Here is a 20,717-nt window from a genome sequence, read left to right as displayed (position 1 = left end):
GCGCCTCTTAACTTGTAATGTTCAAAATTTAAATAACATAGTAGAAAATTCATGAAGCGAGGAGATTTTAGTAATGGAAAAATTCATATTAGCGTTTGATAGAGAACTTGTAATTGCAGAAAAAAAAGACTCAACATGGAGCGTCCAATCGCAGTTTGTAGGTGCGAATCCGGTTGCGTTAGCTTCAGATCCATACGATCCAGAAAGAATATATTGTGGTACTTTTGACAGGGGATTATGGAGAAGTAAAGATGGAGGAAGTTCATGGGAAGCGATTGGTGCGTTACCTTCCTTTGGTGAAGTGTTCCCAGCAAATGCTATTCATATGAGAGCTATTACAGCAGTTTCTGTATCTCCAGCGAAGGGGGATGACGGTAACGGGATTGTATATGTAGGAACTGAACCGAGCGCAATGTTCGTATCCAAAAATGGAGGAGACAGTTTTGAGCTGCTAACTGATTATCGACAAATGCCATCATATGCATCATGGTTCTTTCCTCAAAGAACATATACACACCATGTAAAACATATTGAAATTGATGCTAATAATCCAGAAACTATTTATACGACTATTGAGGTAGGCGGATTAATTAAAAGTGTAGATGGAGGTAAGACATGGACTGAGGAAAAAGAGGGGAACTATCCTCAAGATATTCACATTCTTAAATCACATCGCAATGCCCCAAATCGTTTATACGGGGTGTTAGGTGATTCATTCTTGAAAGAACCAGGTCAAGAGTATGCGGAGAGTAATGATGGAGGTAAGACTTGGAACTATATGTGTAGCGGGCTAAAGCATCATTACGCATATCAAATGGCAGTTAACCCAAATGATCCAGAAAATATTATTATCGCGACATCTTCAAATCCACACGTAGCGCATGATTACAATAATGGAAATTGTGAATCATTTATTTATAAGAAAGAAAAAAATCAGTCTTGGGAAGAAATGAATGTAGGTTTACCGACTTCTAAAGGCACAATCATACCAGTATTAAAGGCAACAAGTGATGGAACGTTTTATCTGTTTAGCAATAAAGGAGTGTATCAGTCAGTAGACGGTGGTTCAAATTGGACATCATTAGAGATTCCTTGGGAGAATAGATTTATGGAACAACATCCTTATGAGATGTTAATTATTAAATAAGTGGCGGGTATAGTTTTTACTACTATTCATTGGTAATATTTAGTTGAATTTAAATTAAAAATGTAAAAAGCCAGGTAATGTGTTATTCATGCTACCTGGCTTTTTTGACCAGCAATTTAAGGTTATTTTCATATTTGTGTAAATATGAAACAAGCAGGATACATGAATAGAGAATGGGTAAAATAATACCGAATGATCACTAGATTGTATCAATGATGCTATAAGTGTTTTTTTAGGGAAACTGAAGCAAGAAGCAGTGGTTTAGATTCAGAATGACTAGCAATTGGTGTTATGGTGTTCAATGGTTCAAAAATGAACTCATTTCAACTCATATTATCTTCGCAATGTATCATTTTGAAGAATATTAAAACTTAGGAGGAAATGAATTATGACAAAAGATTTCTATACTGCACTGAAAGAAAGACGTACTTACTATGGAATTAACAAAGAGGTACAAGTATCGGATGAAAAAATTAAAGAAATTGTGGAGTTTGCTGTGAAATATACTCCATCAGCTTTCAATTCTCAAACTGCGCGATTAGTTGTATTATTTGGTGAAGCTCATGATAAATTATGGGATATTACAACTGAAACATTAAGAAAAGTAGTTGGAGATGGAGATTTCTCAGGAACGCAACAAAAAATGGATTCTTTTAAAGCTGGTTATGGAACAGTACTATTCTTTGAAGATGAGGCTATCGTTAAATCGCTTCAAGAAAAATTTGCTGCATATGCTGAAAACTTCCCAATTTGGTCACACCAAGCATCAGGTATGCACCAATTAGTCGTGTGGACAGGTTTAGAAGCAGAGGGATTAGGGGCATCTTTACAACATTATAATCCATTAATTGACGATGAGGTAAAACAAGAATGGAATGTTCCTGCTAATTGGAAACTAATTGCACAAATGCCATTTGGTAATCCAACAGCTGCACCAGGTGAAAAAGAATTCCAACCACTTGAAGAGCGTGTGAAATTTCATAAGTAACATTATAATGTAATAAAGTGAAACTTTAATTAATAGCGGTCTTACTGTACGCAAATAGCAGGGGAAGCTAACTGTATTGTGAAAATAAAACTGTTTAGTTATAAAAAAAAGCTTATTCGTTCTTTTTATTAATTGAGTATGTATGAAAAAAGGTTTTAAAACACTATTTTAATCTTTAAGGGAACAAGGTGATCATTTTGATCACCTTGCTTTATTTCTTACATTTTATTTATTAAAAAACGCTAGGTTTTCATAAATGCTTGAAAACCTAGCGTTTTAATAATAGGTATCTGTAATTTGATTACTTAAAACTATATACGAAAAAGCTTTTATGTTATTCCTCAAGTTCTATCCATTCCTGTGACCATTCTTCTATTCCGCGAATAATAGCTTCTAAAGCAAATCCTTTTTGAGTTAAAGAATATTCTATACGAACTGGTGTCTCAGGAAAGACTTTACGTTCGACAATTCCTTCTAGTTCTAATTCTTTCAATCTTTCTGAAAGTAATCTTCCGCTAACAGGAAGAGAAGATTCAAGCGTACAAAAGCGCTGAGATCCAGAAAAAAGTTGGTAAATAATGAGTGCTGTCCATCGTTGGCTAAAAAATTTCATTCCTTTTTCAAAGCGAGGGCATAATGTAGAATCATTCATTTTCCTTCACCTCCTAAAACAAATTATATAACATCTTACTATTAGTAACAAATGTTTTTATAATTAATTACTTGACGTAAATTAATTACGAATGTATACTCACTTACATAAAGTAACTAAGTTGTTTTATGTAACTAAAACTCTTTTCTTTAAATGGCCAAAGTTGTAATGATACATATTGCATATAAGCTGAGAGAAAAAAGAATAGCATCTGTAAAAACACTTACGTTGTGTAAGTTAAACAATAAAAAATATAACAATGGAAGAGAATTTTTAGAGATGCTCAATACTAGGAGGTACCTAATGGTTACAACAGATACAATTCATGTGTTAGAAGATAAAATTCAATTTATACATCAAGATGGAAAGGATATTTATTTAGTAGGTCCTATCAAATTGCCAATTAATTTATATGGGGAGACTAAAGTTTTTCAATGGTATTCTTGGTTACAATGTAGTGAGGGTACAAATAGTGTAGAAGGGATTATTGAAAAACTTTCATCTATTAATTTAGCTGATATGCAGCAATCTAGTGTGCTTGTATATGGTGATTTTGAGAATTCTGAAGATGCCCTAATTCGTATGCATAGTATTTGTCACACCGGTGATATCTTTGGTAGTAAACGTTGTGACTGTGGATTCCAATTAAAGCAGTCTTTACAAATGATTACAGAACATGGTTCAGGTGCTTTATTTTACTTAGCGAATCATGAAGGAAGAGGAATTGGTTTGTTTAGTAAAGCTATGACGTACCTCTTGCAAGAAAATGGGTTAGATACAGTAGAAGCTAATCTGAACCTAGGCTTTGAAGATGATGTTCGAAACTATGATGATACAATTGAAGTATTAAAAGCGCTACGCTCAAAACCTGTAAAACTTATTACAAATAATCCGAAAAAATTAGAAGCATTACAAAAAGCTGGATTAAATGTTACGAGTCGTGAACCGTTATGGGGTGATGTCTCAGAGTTTAATGAGAAATATTTGCAAACGAAGATTCAGCGTTCTGGACATTTTGAAGGGGGACACTTACATGCTTGAGCATGAATTGTATATGAAGCTAGCACTAGAAAATGCCAAGGCTATGAAGGGACAAACGACTCCAAATCCATTGGTTGGATCTGTGATTGTAAATGATAATCGAATTGTAGGGGTCGGAGCACATATGAAGGCCGGAGAACCACATGCCGAAATACATGCGATACGTATGGCTGGAGAACAGGCACGTGGTGCTACAATCTATGTAACTCTTGAACCTTGTTCTCATCATGGTAGAACAGGGCCTTGTGCTGAAGCAATTGTACAAGCAGGAATTAAGAAGGTAGTAGTTGCTACACTTGATCCAAACCCGCTTGTTTCTGGACGTGGAATTAAAATTCTACAAGATGCAGATATTGAAGTACTTGTAGGAGTGTGTGAAGAAGAATCTAAAAAAATGAATGAAGTCTTTAATAAATATATTTTGACAAAGCGTCCATTTGTAACGATTAAATCAGGAGTTACATTAGACGGGAAAATCGCTACGTCTTCATCGGATAGTAAGTGGATTACATCTACAGAAGCAAGACAAGAAGTACACCAAATACGAAACGAAAATGCGGCTATTTTAGTAGGAGCGAATACTGTTCAAAAGGATAATCCATCATTGACAACGCGTATTCCAAATGGACGAAATCCAATTCGAATAATATTGGACTCGACATTACGCATACCGATGGAAGCTAACGTTGTTACAGATGGAGAAGCTCCTACCTGGATATTTACAACAAGTAATCATGCAGCGAAAAAAAAGAAAGCATTAGAAAATGCAGGAGTTAAAGTATTTGTTACTAGCGGAGAAAAGCATATAAACTTACATGAAATGCTTGATGTTTTAGGGCAAAAAGGAGTTTCCTCCCTGCTTATTGAAGGTGGTGGAGAGGTAAATGCTTCGTTTATTGAAAATAAATTGATGGATAAACTTATATTATATGTCGCACCAAAAATTATTGGGGGCAGATTGGCGCCTAGCTTTGTAGAGGGGACTGGTATTACTAAAATGCAAGATGCAATTGAATTTAAGGATATATCATTTACCCAGGCTGGAAAAGATTATAGATTTATTGGCTATCCAGAATATCGGAAAATATAAGGAGAATAAAAACTACTTATATGTTCCGATAAATAGATGGCAGAATGGAGCGATGAAGAGTGAAGTTTGGATTTGATATCGATGATACGTTAATTGATTTAAGGCAGCATGCTTTTCATTTATATAATAAAAAATTAAACAAAAAAGTAGGATTGGATATATTTCATTCTTTAAAAACAATTGAAATTCATGAAGCATTTGGCATGACTTCGGAGGAAGGCAGTTATATGTGGAATAGTTTGCTGGATGAGATTTATTATACTTCTTGTTCACCGTTTCCATATGCAGTAGAGACATTACAAGAATTAGAAAAACAGGGACATGAAATATACTATATAACAGCACGGCCTAAAGAACATGGAGAGCAAACAAAAAAATGGTTAATAGAAAAAGGTTTTCCGGTACATGAAGATCGCTTTTTCTATGGAATGAAGGATGAAGAAAAAATACACTTCATACAAGAAATAAAATTAAACTATTTCTTTGATGATAAGCCGGCAGTCTTAGAAACGTTAATAGGAAAACCGATAAATGTGTATGCAAAAACTACTTCTTACAATCAACATCTCAACATCCCGCGGATTACAAGTTGGACGGAGTTAGGAGATATTATAAAGAAAGAAATGTGAGGATTTAACTGGCAAATCAAATAGAGCTAAGACATAGAATTAATAAATTTAAAAAGTTTAGGTATGGATATTATCCAGAAGAAAGTTGACTTTTTTATGAGTAAAAAGATTCTAGTTATGAATTCAATGACAAGTGTAACAATATGTATATTTCAAAAAACACGAAGACTTTTAAGTCTTCGTGTTTTTTGATTCATGTATGAAAAAGAAGAAATAAAAGTGTGAAATTAGATGATATTTAAACACTTAATGTTAATTATTTTTATATGCAAAATTACATATATTTAATGATTGATAATCATGAGTTAATGTAACTATAATAATTACACTGATAAGTAACTTACTGAAGATAGTTATAAGTGAAGAAGGAGGGTTTTATTGTATTTTGTATATAAAAAATAGAAAAGGAGATATGCAAATGAAAAGGTTACTTGTTATAGGCATAATGTATACAATGTTTTTCCTTACAGGAAATATACACTTACATGCTGATGAACGAACAAATGTAAAAGAAATTACTAGCTTAGAAGAACCTAAGTGGATATTTCAGGCGGGCATAAGTAAGGGGAAATATCATGATCGACAAGATTTAGGGTTTATTTTGCAGAGAAATACACCATTAAAGGTAAGACAAATAAATCCTAATTTTAAAAACAAATTAACAGTACGTTTATTGTCCAATGACTCAAAAAATGAAAAATCCATACAAGTAGGAAATGAATGGGTTACGATTCAAGGTGATACGCCTTTAGTTCCTTTCATAGATACTCCGTATGGTGAAGAGCCTGCCCTACTTGAGTACCAAGTAGAGAGTAAAAGTGCTACTAAACCTCTTCCAGTTTATAAATCACAAGGAAGTGTATCTCAATTTTTTAGTACATGGGATCAATTTGATGGGGAGTATGCATTAATTCAAGGGGAGAGTTTCCAATTATTTATACCTAAAAAAGATAAAGAGTTAGTAAGATCTTTAAAAGATTTTCAATCGTTGGATGAGTTAATTGCATATTATGAGGATATTTTTGCGATGTATGATTCCATTATTGGTTTAGATGGCTCAACGGTTGAAAATAAAAAAAGTCAAAATCGTTATTTCTTAAAAGCAGATATATCCGGTGCTGGCGGTGCCTATTATGGCGCAAATTGGACAGCGAATAGTACAGATAGTACAAAGATGTGGTTAGATAAACTAAGTTGGGGAACCTTACATGAAATCGCTCATGGATATCAAGCAGGTTTTGATAATCAAGGAATATTTACAGGAGAAGTTTCTAATAATCTATTTGGTGTTCAATATCAATATAGTAAATATGGTAAAAAAGCAGATCAAGTTGGTTGGTTGTTTAATTTTGGGAAGAAGGAACAGGTAGAACGGAATTTATACAATGCTTTAATGAAAGAAAATAAAAATTATGATGACTTAGATTTACGACAAAAACTTATTCTTTTAACGATGGCGAAACAAAAAGCTGGAAATGAAGCTTTTGCAAAAATGTATCAAGGTTATCGAAAACTAGCTAGCAATGCTGCTTTTAAAAAAGGTGACCATTCTTTACCAGATTTAATGAATCAGTCTTATAGCGAGAATGTACAAGTTGATTTTACACCCGTTTTTGAAAGATGGGGCTTTAAGCTTAATCATAAACAAATAGAGATGAATAGGGCGAAAGGTTATCCGGCAGTTACTTCTTTAGCGTATATAGTGCCTGAATCACAATTAGCTAAGGCGAGAGCTCTAGTTGATCCTGATATTCCGATAAACTCTAACTTTGAAATAGTTACGAATCAGCAAATTGCTTCACTTGGGTTAAAAGGGAATTTGCATATCCATTTAAATACAAATGAAATAGATACATTGAAAGGAGGGAAGATTAAATTAAAAGAAGGGAATACAGTTATTCAAGAAAAAACAATTGAAACAGCAGATATCAATTTACAAGACGTACCAAATGGAATCTATACGGTTGAGATTTCAGGTAGAAAAACGGATAGTATGTACCATTTCAGTACGTATTATGCCTATGTAAAGGAAAAGGATAATAGTTTAACGATTGATGTTAACGAAATGAAAGTGAGCAATTTGGTAAATGAAACGATTCAATTCCTAGGATTAGGAGATGATCAGTTTGCCGAATTAAATACAGACTTAGAGCAAAAGCGAGCTGTTTTTACGGTTACTACTAAAACGCCTCATAGCTATTATGCAGGTGAAAAATATGCATCAATAGAGGTGTTTAATGAGAAAGGTGAAAAAATTTATACGAAGGAAATGGAAGGAACAAATGTAATCGTTGTAAAAGATATCATTCCACTAAAAGAAGGATATAGAATTAAAATCTATCATGATGAAGTAAAAAAACGATTAACTAGTAAAGCTACTATTATTAATCCTATGAATAAAACAAATGAATTTATAATGACAAAATGGGGATTGATAAATACTTATTTGCAAAATAATCCAGAAAAAAATCTTATACAAAGAATTGATGAAGAAATGGAAGCAATTATAAGTAATCCTGTTTTAAAAGAGATACCAATGCAAAAATTAGAAATGAAAAAGAATGTGTGGATGGCAATAAATATGTTATCAGAACCACAAAAAATAACGTATATAAATAAATATAAAGATAGCTTATATAATGAGTGATTTTTGAGAAATGAAATGAATCTAAAAGTAACGACGCAATCTATCTATATTATGAGGAATCACAATTCATAAACAGTAGATAAACATAGATAGTTTGAAATATCTATGTTTCCAATTCTGAAAAACATTTATTTAACTTGATAATAAGATTAAAAAGGAGTAAAAATATGAAGAATTTCGTAAAGGTAGGTTTAACTACAGGAGTGGTGTTATCGGCGATTATGCCTTATGGAGGAGTACATGCGGCAACAGAAGATTTAAAAGTGGACACAAAGGAAGATACGTTCCGAACAGGTAATTTAACAGCACCTTCTCAAAATTCGGCAGAAAATGTAGCAAAGGATGCACTAAAAGGAAAAACAGAACAAGCATTATCATCAAAGCAAGTTAATACGGAATCCAAAGTTAATTATAATGTTACGCAAAGTCGTAAATCTTATGATGGTACTACATTGGTACGTCTTCAACAAACGTATGAAGGACGTGATGTATACGGATATCAACTAACAGCACATATTAATGATGATGGTGTACTTACGAGCGTTTCAGGGGATAGTGCCCAAGATCTACAACAACAGGAAGATTTGAAACAACCTATTACTTTATCAGAAGAGGATGCAAAAAAACAGCTTTTCAACATCTATGGAAATGATCTCACATTTATTGAAGAACCAGAAATTAAACAAGTGGTATATGTAGATGAAAATACAAATAAAGCTACAAACGCATATCAAATTACTTTTAGTGCATCTACACCTGAATATGTATCTGGTACAGTATTAATTGATGCTTTTGGTGGTAATCTATTAAAAGAACTCGTTCAAAAATTGGGTATACAAGTAGATAGTAGTATTGTCCAATCTGCGACAGCAAATAAATCACAAGATTCTTCAAGATTAACAGGTACAGGAAAAGATGACTTAGGTATTAATCGTACGTTTGGAATTACGCAGCGAAGTGATGGAACGTACATGCTTGCAGATTATTCTCGTGGTAAGGGAATTGAAACATATACTGCTAATTATAAAGATTATAATAATTATAGAAGAAATGTATGGGGTTATCTCGATGATTTAGTAACAAGTAATTCTACAAATTTTACTGATCCTAAAGCAGTTAGTGCTCATTATTTAGCAACGAAAGTATATGATTTTTATCAAGAAAAATATGGCCGTAACAGCTTTGATAATAACGGACAAAAAGTAATTTCTGTCGTTCATGGTTGGAACACAAATGGTACGAATAAAGGAAATCCTAAGCAGTGGTTTAATGCATTTAGTAATGGAGCTATGCTAGTATACGGAGATCCAATTGTTAGAGCATTTGATGTGGCAGGACATGAATTTACACACGCGGTTACAAGAAATGAGTCTGGACTTGAGTATGCAGGAGAAGCTGGTGCAATTAATGAGGCTCTATCTGATATTTTAGGAGTAGCAGTTGAAAAGTATGCTAATAACGGAAAGTTCAATTGGACAATGGGAGAACAATCAGGTCGTATTTTTAGAGATATGAAAAACCCATCATCTATCTCTTCTAGATATCCGGAGGACTATAGACATTATAATAACTTACCTATTGATGCTGACCACGATCATGGTGGTGTACACACGAACTCTAGCATTATTAATAAAGTAGCTTACTTGATTGCTAGTGGTGGAAACCATAATGGAGTAAACGTACATGGCATTGGAGAAGATAAAATGTTTGATATTTTCTATTATGCAAATACGGATGAATTAAATATGACTTCTAACTTTAAAGAATTAAAAGAAGCTTGTATTCGTGTAGCAACGAACTTATATGGTAAAGACTCATTAGAAGTACAAGCTGTCCAACAAGCCTTTAAAGCAGCTTATATTTAATAATATTGCGATGAATTATAAACCCTTTTATTTTAATATAGTGATTAATTTGTGTGTATAGGCAAAAACCTTGTAGAATTTTTCTGCAAGGTTTTTTTAGAATTTTATTTTACAAATGTGTTATATGGTTTTTAGTTAATTAGAATAAAAATAATCTTATAACTGTATGTAAGAATGTGTGATTTTACAACCTCTTCTATGATAGAAAAGGATACTACGTTAGTAAATGTAAAGGGTTAGAAATTATGGTTTATGGGTTACTTTTTTGTTCCTATGGAACTTTAAAGTGCGTAATTTTCTTTATCGTTAATATATATCATAATGGTATTTATTAGTTGGTTTTAGCGTTACTCTGTTGTTGATGTGATTTTTTAACATGACAATGATTAGAATCAGAATTATCGAGTAGATCTAAATGATGATAATTTCGATTTTTAATTCCGTACAGAGTGCAATAGCTACATAATTTTCGTTTATACTCTTTCGAAAAAGGGTGGATCAGCTTATTTTCTGTTAAAGATAAGAGAAGTGAACCACAATATAAACGTAATTATTTATTCCAACGTAAGTCAATCATGTAGCACATGAATTTGGAGGGATCTATATGCATATGCAATTAAAAGGAAAAACAGCACTGGTTACTGGATCTACGGCAGGGATTGGAAAAGCAATTGCCACTTCATTAGTAGCGGAAGGAGCTACTGTACTTATTAATGGACGCCGTGAAGAAAATGTTAATCAAACGATAAACGAAATTCGAACGCAATATCCGGATGCTATCCTTCAACCTGTCGTAGCTGATTTAGGAACAGAACAAGGGTGCCAAAACGTGATTGAAAAGTACCCTGAAGTAGACATTCTTATTAACAACTTAGGAATTTTTGAACCTGTAGAATATTTTGATATCCCTGATGAAGATTGGTTTAAATTGTTTGAAGTCAATATTATGAGTGGTGTTCGACTTACTCGCTCGTATTTGAAAAAAATGATTGAAAGAAAAGAAGGAAGAGTTATCTTTATTGCTAGCGAAGCAGCTATTATGCCATCTCAAGAAATGGCTCATTATAGTGCGACTAAAACGATGCAACTCTCACTTTCTCGCAGTTTAGCTGAGCTGACGACAGGAACGAATGTGACTGTTAATACTATAATGCCCGGTTCGACTTTAACGGAAGGAGTGGAGACTATGTTAAATAGTCTTTATCCTAATGAGCAATTGACAATAGAAGAAGTTGAGAAGCGATTTATGAAAGAGAATCGACCAACCTCTATTATTCAAAGACTTATTCGACCAGAAGAAATTGCCAATCTTGTCATTTTCTTAAGCAGCCCACTTTCTTCAGCAATTAATGGTTCCGCGTTGCGAATAGACGGGGGATTAGTACGTAGTGTGTTTTAAAAAATTAAAAACAACATAATATTCTGTTGAAGGTAAAGATGGTAAGGCAAATGAGTTGTATTTTATCTATTAATGGAAATATATAAAAAGCAAATTGCGACATGCAAACAGCCGAATTTTCTACTATAAGAAAAATTCGGCTGTTCTTTTTTTACTTGTTGTAAAGGATGGAAAGTTTTTAAGGTTGTGGCACGCCTCTTAAGACAAAGATAAGGCGAAGCAATCCCGCTGTTATTTGTATTATTTAGTGAAAGTTACCAAACGTTTTTCAACACTATTTTCCCAATTGCTTTATTTGACTCCAAATATTCATGTGCTTGTGCAACTTCATCAAACGTAAAAGGTTTAGAATCTAGCAATGGTCGAAGGTGTCCTTCTTCTACTATTTGCGTTAGTTTAGTTAAAATTTCCCCGCAAGCGTCACGTTTATCTGTATGTAATATTTTTAACGCCATAAAAGTAACGTGCAGAGAGAGTCCTTTTGCGTGTAAAGGAGAGAGGTCATGGGTTGAACGAGCTGCAATTGTTACGACAGTTCCGTTGACCGCAGCAGCTTCAAAAGAATGATCAAGATTCTTGCCGCCTACTGTATCAAATATAACTTCAAATCCGTTTCCGTTCGTATGTTTTTGTACATATTCTTGAACAGATTCTTCTTTATAATTAATAGCTATGTCGGCTCCTAGACGATGGGCGATGTCTATTTTGCTTTGCTGAGAAGCGGTTGTAAAAACTTTAGCGCCTGCCCATTTAGCTAGTTGAATGGCTACGTGTCCTACGCCACCAGTAGCTCCATGAATGAGAACATTTTGACCAGGTTTAATATTTGCACGATCAAATAAAGATTCCCAAGCTGTAATTGCAACCAATGGTAGAGCAGCAGCTTCTTCCATTGTTAGGTTTTTAGGTTTGTGAGCAATCAGTCGTGCATCAGCAAGCATAAATTCTGCAAGTGCACCACCAGTTTCTTTGAAACCTCCGGCACATCCATATACTTCATCACCAGTTTTGAATTTTGAAACGCCTTCTCCTACTTCTATGACAATACCAGCTACATCCCCGTGTAATATAGCTGGAAATTCAGGAGCAACTGATGAAACAGCGCCACTGCGCATTTTCGTATCGATTGGATTTACACTTGTTGCTTTTACATGAATTAGAACATGACCGGGTAAAAGTTTCGGTTTTGAAACTTCTTCTAATTGAAATACAGATGAATCCCCAAAAGAATGGATAATTTGTGCTTTCATTGTTTATACCTCCTGTTTGTGGTTATAGCATAGCAAAGTACGAAAAATAAGTATAATATTTTGAATTTGGTTAGTGAGAATTTTATATAAAGAAGAGGAAAGTGCATGAAATGAAATAATGTAACGTACTTCTAAAAACTACTGTAAAGCTTTTGAAGAAAGGGTAGATGTTATTTTTGCAGCATGATTTATTATTACTCACTTAGTATAGGTACTTTAAAGTGCCTACATCACTTTAAAGTACGTACTGTTATTCATGTTATGACCGATTTATAATAACACTCGTAGCACAAAGAAAGTTATAACGATGACAATCGGCAACAATGTGGTATTACAGTATTGCCTATCAATTTTGAGAAGAAATATGAAAAGTATAGATTTATATGAATGAGGGAAAGTGAGTGAAACACATGGAAAAGTTTGCGAACCATTTTGGATATAATCGTATGTTTGCGAAAGATCAACTTACGTTAGGAGTTCACATTCCGATTGAAAATTATCAGTTTCATGCTCCAACGATGGAAAAACAAGTAGAGTTAGTACAAAAAGCGGAACAATACGGTTTTACAGGTGTATGGCTTCGCGATGTATTGCTGCAAGACCCTGATTTTGGTGATCCTGCAACAGGTCAAATTTACGATATGATGATTTATTTGACGTATTTAGCAAGCAAGACAGAGAAAATCGCATTTGGAACGTCGGCAACAGTGTTGTCACTTCGTCATCCATTGCGTGTAGCAAAAGAAATTGCTACATTAGATCAACTATTTCCAGAAAGAATTATGCTTGGCGTTTCATCCGGTGACAGACGTGCCGATTTCAAAGCGTTAGGTGTTAGCCATGAAACACGAGGTGAAAAGTTTAGAGAAGCATTTGCTTACTTGGAAGAAATTTTGTATAAAAACTTCCCGTCTATCCAGTCGAAACTAGGAGAAGTTCATGGTGCGAATTTAGTTCCAAAACCGTCTAAACGTGTTCCAACCTTTATTACAGGTTTTAGTCAGCAAAATATGGAATGGTTCGCTGAACATGGAGATGGATGGATGTATTATCCACGTAGTCCGGTGCATCAGGCGGGAGCAATTGGACAATGGAGAGAACTAGTAGAGGATTATCATCCAGATGTATTCAAACCATTTATACAACCGATGCATTTAGATTTATCTGAAGATCCAAATGAACGTCCTACACCGATACGTTTAGGTTACCGTACAGGGCGTAAGGCACTAATTGAATTACTTGATATATATAAAAGTATTGGTGTGAATCATTTATTCCTTGCTCTATTTGATGGTCAACGTCCAGCTGACGAAGTATTGGATGAGCTAGGAGAAGAAGTGCTACCGCATTTCCCAGCCTTGTAAAGGAGTGAAAAGAATGAAAGCAATAGGACTTATGCAATATGGAGATAAAAGTGTACTACAAGAGATTGAAATGCAGACACCGCTATTGGGAGACAACGATATACTGATTGAAGTATATGCAGCTGGTGTAAATCCTGTGGATTGGAAAATACGTGAGGGTTTACTTCAAGACGTAATTTCTTATGACTTCCCGCTCGTTTTAGGATGGGATGTTGCAGGTGTAGTTGCTGCTATAGGAAAAAACGTTACAGCATTTAAAGTGGGGGATGAAGTATATAGTCGTCCAGATATTGAACGAAATGGTACGTATGCAGAGTACGTGGCAGTAGATGAGAAGTATGTAGCGAAAAAACCGAGAAATCTATCTTTTGAGGAAGCGGCATCAATCCCTCTAGTAGGTTTGACAAGTTGGCAAAGTTTAGTGAAATTCGCTAATGTTCAAAAGGGTAATAAGGTTTTAATTCATGCTGGATCTGGCGGGATTGGTACGTTTGCTATTCAGCTAGCGAAAAGTTTCGGTGCACATGTTGCAACTACGACTAGTACGAAAAACATGCAATTTGTAAAGGATCTAGGCGCTGATACTGTCGTCGATTACAAAACGGAAGACTTTTCTTTGCTTTTGCATAATTACAATATTGTATTTGATGTGTTAGGTGGGGATGTACTAAAGAATAGTTATAAAGTACTTGCACCAAATGGAAAGTTAGCGTCTATTTATGGTCCGAAAGGTATGAAAATTCCGCAAACCGAGATATCAAGAGAGAAAAATATTGAGAGTGACCATATATTTACTGAACCTAACGGATATGAACTTTCTCTTATTACAGAATTAATTGAGAGCGGGAAGATTAAACCTGTTGTCACGCATGTGTTGCCTTTACATGTAGAAGGTGTAAAAAAAGCACACCACATAAGTGAGTCAGAACGTGCTCTTGGGAAAATTGTATTGAAGAAACATTGGTAAAGTATGAGGTTTTAGAGACAGTATTGTGCTAAGTAGCGAATGAACTTATATATTCTATTCTAGCAATTGTTTTAAAAGGGAGAGAACAAATGGATTCAATGACATTTCTTTTACCCCGCATTAACAGGCAGTAAGCCCCCCACCTCAAAATTCAGCGATATCATAGAAGTTAGGTGGGGGCAACTGCCTGTAAAAGCCCGATTGGTTCAACTAATAATCAGTGGGGATGAACAAAACCCCCACTGATTAAAGTTTCACTTTATCCGGAGCGACAGGGGATTTAGCGAAACGCAAAATTTATCCTGCTTTATATAAGCTATTTAGTAATCAAAATATACCACAATCTATTTCGATTATCGGTATCAGCAGAAGGGTAATGTCAGATGTGGAATTTCAAACAAAGGTAGAACAATCCCTTGCTACATTTTCTAGAAGATCTACTGATGATGAATTAGGAGTAGAAGAATTTATTAGCACATTTCGTTATTGTCAATTAAATACAGCGAATATAGAGGACTATCAAGATTTGTTGCGTCTTGTAAAGAGGCGTGAAACAGAATTAAACATTCCTGAAAACCGCATGTTTTACCTATCTGTTATACCAGAAGTATTTGATGTCATTGCTTTAAATATTAAGGAAAGTGGATTGTGGGCTACAAAAGGATTGAACCGTCGTCTTATTATAGAGAAGCCTTTTGGTTATCATGTAACGTCTGCTCGTGAGTTTAATGAAAAAATGATTGAATATTTTGATGAAACTGACATTTGTTATATCAATCATTATCTTTGAAAATGAATGGTAATTAGGAATACACTTAGAAAAGCATTACGAAATAAATAGTATGTAATGCAAGACATTTTTATTGACGATAATAATTTATATGGTTAATATACTAGACATAAGATTATTTAATTACTAAAAGTAATCGAATATACATTTGTTTGTTAGGTTCGATAAATAAGTAATCTGTGGTAGAAATGCTTTGAATTGCCACTATTAATATTGGGGACAATTAGAAAGCGAAAGGTATAAAAGGAATTGGAATTTGATAACTCTTTGTTTTTTTATAAAAACAGGGGCTTCTGTACAATTCATTTTTAAAATATTGACAAGGATTATACAACAAGAGGGGGACTGAACTTGGAATCAATGACCTTTGTTTTATTTGGAGCGACAGGGGACTTAGCGAAACGCAAAATTTACCCCGCACTATATAACTTATATAGAGATCAAAAGCTTCCAAAGCAAATATCTGTTATCGGGCTTGGGAGACGTGAAGTATCTCATGTAGATTTTCAAAAAAGAATAAAAGAATCAATAGAGACGTTTTCTCGCCATAGAGAAGAAGGGACTTCAGATCTCGAAGGTTTTTTAGATAATTTTCGCTATTGTCCATTAGATGTGAGTAAGCCGGAAGACTATGAGAGATTATTACAAGTCGTTCGCGAAAGGGAAGAAGAACTACATATAAAAGGTAATAGAATGTTTTATCTTTCCGTTGCTCCTGAATTTTTCGAGACAATCGCTTTAAATATTAAGGAAAGCGGACTTGATAAAACGGATGGATGGAAACGCCTAATGATTGAGAAACCGTTTGGGCACGACCTTACATCTGCTCGTGAGCTGAATGATAAGCTTAGTCGCACGTTTGAAGAAGACGAGATATACCGTATTGATCATTATTTAGGTAAACCGATGATTCAAAATCTTGAAGCACTAGAATTTGCAAATCCTGTTCTCCAGTCTATTTGGAATAAAGAACATATAGCGAATGTACAAATCACAGCTAGTGAAACAGTTGGGGTTGAAGAAAGAGCAGGATATTATGATCAGGCAGGAGCCATTCGAGATATGGTTCAAAATCATATGTTACAAATATTAATGATGACTGCTATGAATCTGCCGGAAAAGGTTAATGCATGTGAAATTCGAGAGGAAAAGCGAAAGGTAATGGAGACGCTTCGTAAAGTGAAAAAAGAAGACGTTCAAAACCATATCATTCGCGGACAATATGCTTCAGGAGAGATAAAAGGCGAGCAAGTTGTAGCATATAAAGAGGAACCAGGAGTAAATCCTTCTTCTAACATAGACACATTTGTTGCTGCTCGATTGTGGATCGATAATCCGTTTTGGACTGGCGTTCCATTTTATATACGAACAGGTAAACGAATGAAAGAAAAGTCTACTCGTATTGTAATCGAATTTAAAAATACGTTAAAACAGCAATATCAAGATAGTAATCCAAATGCAGCACCTAACTTATTAATAATTGAAATTAGCCCAGGTGAGAATGTTTCATTACAGTTAAATAGTAAAAATCCATTGAAAAATGGAGAAATTGAACCGATGCGTATTAACTTTACTTGTGAGCAAGCGGATGTGGGAGTACCTGAAGCGTATGAAAGACTCATTCATGATGCTGTGAGTGGAGACGCTACATTCTTTGCACATTGGAGAGAAGTGGAATTGTCATGGGAATGGGTACAACCAATTCTTGAAGCATTCGAGGAAAACTTATTACCACTTCATGAATATGAGTCTGGTTCATATGGTCCAGATGCGTCGAATGAACTATTGCAAGAAAGTGGATTTAAATGGTGGTTAGATCAAGAAACGGAAAAATAAGTACTTTCTTTCATAAAAGCATGTAGGGGGACTATTACTATGACACAAAACATAAATCAATTAGCAGTGAATACACTTCGTACGTTATCAATTGATGCTATTAATGCGGCAAATTCAGGTCATCCAGGTCTTCCAATGGGAGCAGCACCGATGGCTTATGCATTATGGGCGAATCATTTAAATTACAATCCTAATCACCCAGAATGGTTTAACCGTGATCGTTTCGTTTTATCGGCGGGACATGGATCTAGTCTATTATATAGCCTACTTCATTTAGCTGGATATGACGTTTCAATTGATGACTTGAAAAACTTCAGAAAGTTAAATAGTAAAACACCAGGACATCCTGAGTTTGGTCATACTCCTGGAGTTGAAGCGACTACAGGCCCGTTAGGACAAGGAATTGCGAATGCTGTCGGAATGGCAATGGCAGAAGCTCATTTAGCAGCAAAGTTTAATAAGGGTGGTCACTCTATTATAGATCACAATACGTATGCTTTAGTCGGAGATGGTGACTTAATGGAGGGTGTCGCTTATGAAGCGATGTCAATGGCAGGACATATGAAACTTGGCAAGTTAATTGTACTGTATGATTCAAATGAAATTTCACTTGATGGTGAATTAGGCATTGCTTTCTCTGAAGATATTCAGAAAAGGGCAGAATCTGTACATTGGCAATATGTAAGAGTTGAAGATGGAAACGATGTCGATGCTATTACAAAAGCTATTCAATCAGCGAAAGAAAATACGGATCAACCTACTCTTATAGAAATTAGAACTATTATAGGTTATGGAAGTCCAAAAGTTGCTGGAACGAACAAAGCACATGGTAATCCGCTTGGAGTAGAAGAGGCAACAGCGACAAAACAAGTGTATGGTTGGGGTTATGAGGAAGATTTCTTTGTACCTGAAGAAGTAAAAGCTCATTTTAATGAACTGAAACAAAAAGGTATTGAAAAAGAAAATGACTGGAATGAGCAGTTCAATTCATACAGAGAGTCGAACCCTGCACTAGCAGATGAATTAGAAAAAGCGATTACAGGTGATGTTTTAATTGAAGCGAAAGACATTCTATCCTTTGATATTGAAAAAACGATTTCCACTCGTGTTGCAAGTGGGGAAGCTATTAATCATTATGTGAAATCGATTCCTTCTATTTTCGGTGGAAGTGCGGATCTTTCTCATTCTACGATGACAGATATAAAAGGTGAAGCAGTATATGCAGTAGAATCATATGCTGGACGAAATATATACTTCGGTGTACGTGAACACGCAATGGGCGCGGCAGCGAATGGACTGGCTCTCCATGGAGGAGTAAAACCTTTCGTAAGTACATTCTTTGTATTTAATGATTACCTTCGTCCATCGATTCGACTGGCTGCACTGCAAAAGTTACCTGTTACTTACGTATTTACACATGATTCGATTGCTGTAGGAGAAGATGGTCCAACGCATGAACCAATTGAACAATTGGCAGCGCTTCGAGCAATTCCTGGTCTAACAGTTATCCGTCCGTCAGATGCAAATGAAACAGCAAGTGCTTGGGCGTATGCTTTACAGCAAACGGATGGTCCAGTCGTTTTAGTACTGAGCCGTCAAAATTTACCGGTGTTTAATGAAACGAAAGCGAACATAGAGAATCTCTCTAAAGGAGCTTACGTATTAACACAAACGAATGAAAATCCGGATGTAATTTTAATTGCGACAGGTTCTGAAGTATCCTTAGCTACTAGTGCGAAAGCAAAATTAGAAGAAGATCAAGTTTCTGTTCGCATCGTTGCAATGCCGAGCTGGGAGTTATTCGATCGCCAATCGAACGAATATAAAGAATCCGTTCTTCCGTCTTCTATAACGAAACGAGTATCTCTTGAAATGGGTGTATCTCTAGGTTGGGAACGTTATGTAGGACAAGAAGGAAAAGTACTATCAATTGAAACATTTGGAGCTTCAGGAACTGGAGCTGAAGTCATGAATCTATTTGGATTTACGACAGAAAATGTTGTTCAAATTACAAAAAATGTGTTGAATTCTTAAGCTATGACTGTGAATACCTTTCTGTACATACTAACATTTCAGTGCTGAAAGGTATTCCAGATTGTAGTGATATGGATTTTTAATAAAAGATGATTTGAGGAGGAATTATATTATGCAAGTAGGATTAATTGGGTTAGGTAAAATGGGATTAAATTTAGGGAAAAATTTAATGGATCATAAACATGAAGTAGTAGCATTTGATTTAAATACGAGCGCAGTAGAAGAAATGAAAGAGTACGGGGCAACGGGTACATCTAGTTTAAGTGAACTTGTTCAGTCATTACAATCACCAAGAATTCTTTGGGTAATGGTACCACACGCTGTTGTTGATTCTGTTATTGATGAGGTTACACCACTTTTATCAAAAGGAGATATTTTAATTGAAGCTGGTAATTCACATTATAAAGAGTCTATCCGCCGATATGAGCAATTAAAGAAAGATGGCATTCACTTTATGGATGCAGGAACTTCTGGCGGAATGGAAGGCGCTCGTAATGGTGCTTGTTACATGATCGGAGGAGATCAAGAAGCTTGGGACATCGTTGAACCTATCTTCCGCGATACTGCTGTAGAAAATGGATTCTTATATGCTGGAAAAGCTGGTAGTGGTCACTTCTTAAAAATGGTTCATAACGGAATTGAATACGGTATGATGGCTGCTATTGGTGAAGGATTTGAAATCCTAGAGAAAAGTGAATTTGACTACGATTATGAAAAAGTATCAAGGGTATGGAACAACGGTTCAGTCATTCGTTCTTGGTTAATGGAATTAACAGAAAATGCATTTTCTAAAGATGCAAAACTGGATGAAATTAAGGGTGTTATGCATTCTTCTGGTGAAGGAAAATGGACAGTAGAAACAGCATTAGACCTTCAAACAGCAACTCCTGTTATCGCAATGTCGTTATTAATGCGCTACCGCTCATTAGACAATGATACATTTACAGGAAAAGTAGTAGCAGCTCTGCGCAATGAATTTGGCGGACATGCAGTAGAAAAGAAATAAAGTGAAACTTTA

At 35.0% G+C, this 20,717-nt stretch carries 15 protein-coding genes and 1 pseudogene; 14 read left to right on the top strand and 2 right to left on the bottom strand.

What is annotated here, in order from left to right; genetic code table 11:
* Nucleotides 1-73 precede the first annotated feature (73 nt).
* Entirely contained in the window at nucleotides 74-1,147 is a 1,074-nt protein-coding gene (locus DN407_RS16440) for a WD40/YVTN/BNR-like repeat-containing protein (RefSeq protein ID WP_149216495.1), read from the top strand.
* A gap of 388 nt (nucleotides 1,148-1,535) precedes the next feature.
* Entirely contained in the window at nucleotides 1,536-2,135 is a 600-nt protein-coding gene (locus DN407_RS16435) for a nitroreductase family protein (RefSeq protein ID WP_000158938.1), read from the top strand.
* Nucleotides 2,136-2,469: 334 nt separating this feature from the next.
* On the opposite strand, the gene DN407_RS16430 is transcribed toward DN407_RS16435, so the two are convergent.
* Nucleotides 2,470-2,787: a winged helix-turn-helix transcriptional regulator gene (locus DN407_RS16430; RefSeq protein ID WP_001000104.1), complete on the bottom strand. Its 318-nt coding sequence runs from the start codon at nucleotides 2,785-2,787 to the stop codon at nucleotides 2,470-2,472.
* Between the two features lie 303 nt (nucleotides 2,788-3,090).
* Here DN407_RS16430 and DN407_RS16425 point away from each other — a divergent pair, with 303 nt between their 5' ends.
* From DN407_RS16425 to DN407_RS16400, 6 genes are all read left to right on the top strand, one after another.
* Nucleotides 3,091-3,828, top strand: coding sequence for a GTP cyclohydrolase II (locus tag DN407_RS16425; protein WP_149216494.1), 738 nt, complete (start codon nucleotides 3,091-3,093; stop codon nucleotides 3,826-3,828).
* Complete coding sequence (gene ribD, locus DN407_RS16420) at nucleotides 3,821-4,918, top strand: bifunctional diaminohydroxyphosphoribosylaminopyrimidine deaminase/5-amino-6-(5-phosphoribosylamino)uracil reductase RibD (protein ID WP_149216493.1); 1,098 nt, start codon at nucleotides 3,821-3,823, stop codon at nucleotides 4,916-4,918. The genes DN407_RS16425 and ribD overlap by 8 nt, the downstream gene beginning before the upstream one ends.
* 59 nt (nucleotides 4,919-4,977) lie before the next feature.
* Nucleotides 4,978-5,547, top strand: a complete 570-nt coding sequence (locus tag DN407_RS16415) for a 5' nucleotidase, NT5C type (RefSeq protein ID WP_149216492.1) — start codon at nucleotides 4,978-4,980, stop codon at nucleotides 5,545-5,547.
* A gap of 418 nt (nucleotides 5,548-5,965) precedes the next feature.
* Nucleotides 5,966-8,194, top strand: coding sequence for a putative mucin/carbohydrate-binding domain-containing protein (locus DN407_RS16410; RefSeq protein WP_179955804.1), 2,229 nt, complete (start codon nucleotides 5,966-5,968; stop codon nucleotides 8,192-8,194).
* A 167-nt stretch (nucleotides 8,195-8,361) separates the two neighbouring features.
* Nucleotides 8,362-10,059: a M4 family metallopeptidase gene (locus DN407_RS16405; RefSeq protein WP_149216490.1), complete on the top strand. Its 1,698-nt coding sequence runs from the start codon at nucleotides 8,362-8,364 to the stop codon at nucleotides 10,057-10,059.
* 604 nt (nucleotides 10,060-10,663) lie between these two features.
* Nucleotides 10,664-11,458 (top strand): SDR family NAD(P)-dependent oxidoreductase, encoded by a 795-nt coding sequence (locus DN407_RS16400; protein WP_149216489.1) that lies wholly within the window; start codon nucleotides 10,664-10,666, stop codon nucleotides 11,456-11,458.
* 254 nt (nucleotides 11,459-11,712) lie between these two features.
* Here the strand turns inward: DN407_RS16400 and DN407_RS16395 are convergent, their stop codons facing one another.
* Nucleotides 11,713-12,708 carry a zinc-dependent alcohol dehydrogenase family protein gene (locus tag DN407_RS16395; protein WP_149216488.1) on the bottom strand — a complete coding sequence of 332 codons (996 nt, stop codon included), beginning with the start codon at nucleotides 12,706-12,708 and terminating at the stop codon, nucleotides 11,713-11,715.
* 410 nt (nucleotides 12,709-13,118) lie between these two features.
* On the opposite strand from DN407_RS16395, the gene DN407_RS16390 reads away from it, so the two are divergent.
* The 6 genes and pseudogenes from DN407_RS16390 to gnd all read left to right on the top strand — a co-directional run bounded on the left by DN407_RS16390 (nucleotide 13,119) and on the right by gnd (nucleotide 20,705).
* The gene (locus DN407_RS16390) at nucleotides 13,119-14,072 is read left to right on the top strand and encodes an LLM class oxidoreductase (RefSeq protein ID WP_149216761.1); all 954 of its coding nucleotides are present in this window, start codon (nucleotides 13,119-13,121) and stop codon (nucleotides 14,070-14,072) included.
* Between the two features lie 13 nt (nucleotides 14,073-14,085).
* Nucleotides 14,086-15,039, top strand: a complete 954-nt coding sequence (locus DN407_RS16385; protein ID WP_149216487.1) for an NADP-dependent oxidoreductase — start codon at nucleotides 14,086-14,088, stop codon at nucleotides 15,037-15,039.
* Nucleotides 15,040-15,289: 250 nt separating this feature from the next.
* A pseudogene (locus tag DN407_RS16375) lies at nucleotides 15,290-15,829 on the top strand (glucose-6-phosphate dehydrogenase); the annotation flags it as partial.
* 351 nt (nucleotides 15,830-16,180) lie between these two features.
* Nucleotides 16,181-17,665: a glucose-6-phosphate dehydrogenase gene (zwf, locus tag DN407_RS16370; protein ID WP_086385139.1), complete on the top strand. Its 1,485-nt coding sequence runs from the start codon at nucleotides 16,181-16,183 to the stop codon at nucleotides 17,663-17,665.
* A gap of 39 nt (nucleotides 17,666-17,704) precedes the next feature.
* Nucleotides 17,705-19,699, top strand: coding sequence for a transketolase (gene tkt, locus DN407_RS16365; protein WP_149216485.1), 1,995 nt, complete (start codon nucleotides 17,705-17,707; stop codon nucleotides 19,697-19,699).
* A 112-nt stretch (nucleotides 19,700-19,811) separates the two neighbouring features.
* Nucleotides 19,812-20,705: a phosphogluconate dehydrogenase (NAD(+)-dependent, decarboxylating) gene (gene gnd / locus DN407_RS16360; protein ID WP_001195925.1), complete on the top strand. Its 894-nt coding sequence runs from the start codon at nucleotides 19,812-19,814 to the stop codon at nucleotides 20,703-20,705.
* Nucleotides 20,706-20,717: the final 12 nt, after the last annotated feature.

This window comes from Bacillus sp. JAS24-2 (assembly GCF_008274905.1).
In the GTDB taxonomy this organism is placed as follows: domain Bacteria; phylum Bacillota; class Bacilli; order Bacillales; family Bacillaceae_G; genus Bacillus_A; species Bacillus_A cereus.
Note: the sequence above shows the minus strand (reverse complement) of the source record. Positions and strands in the feature narration are given on the sequence as shown.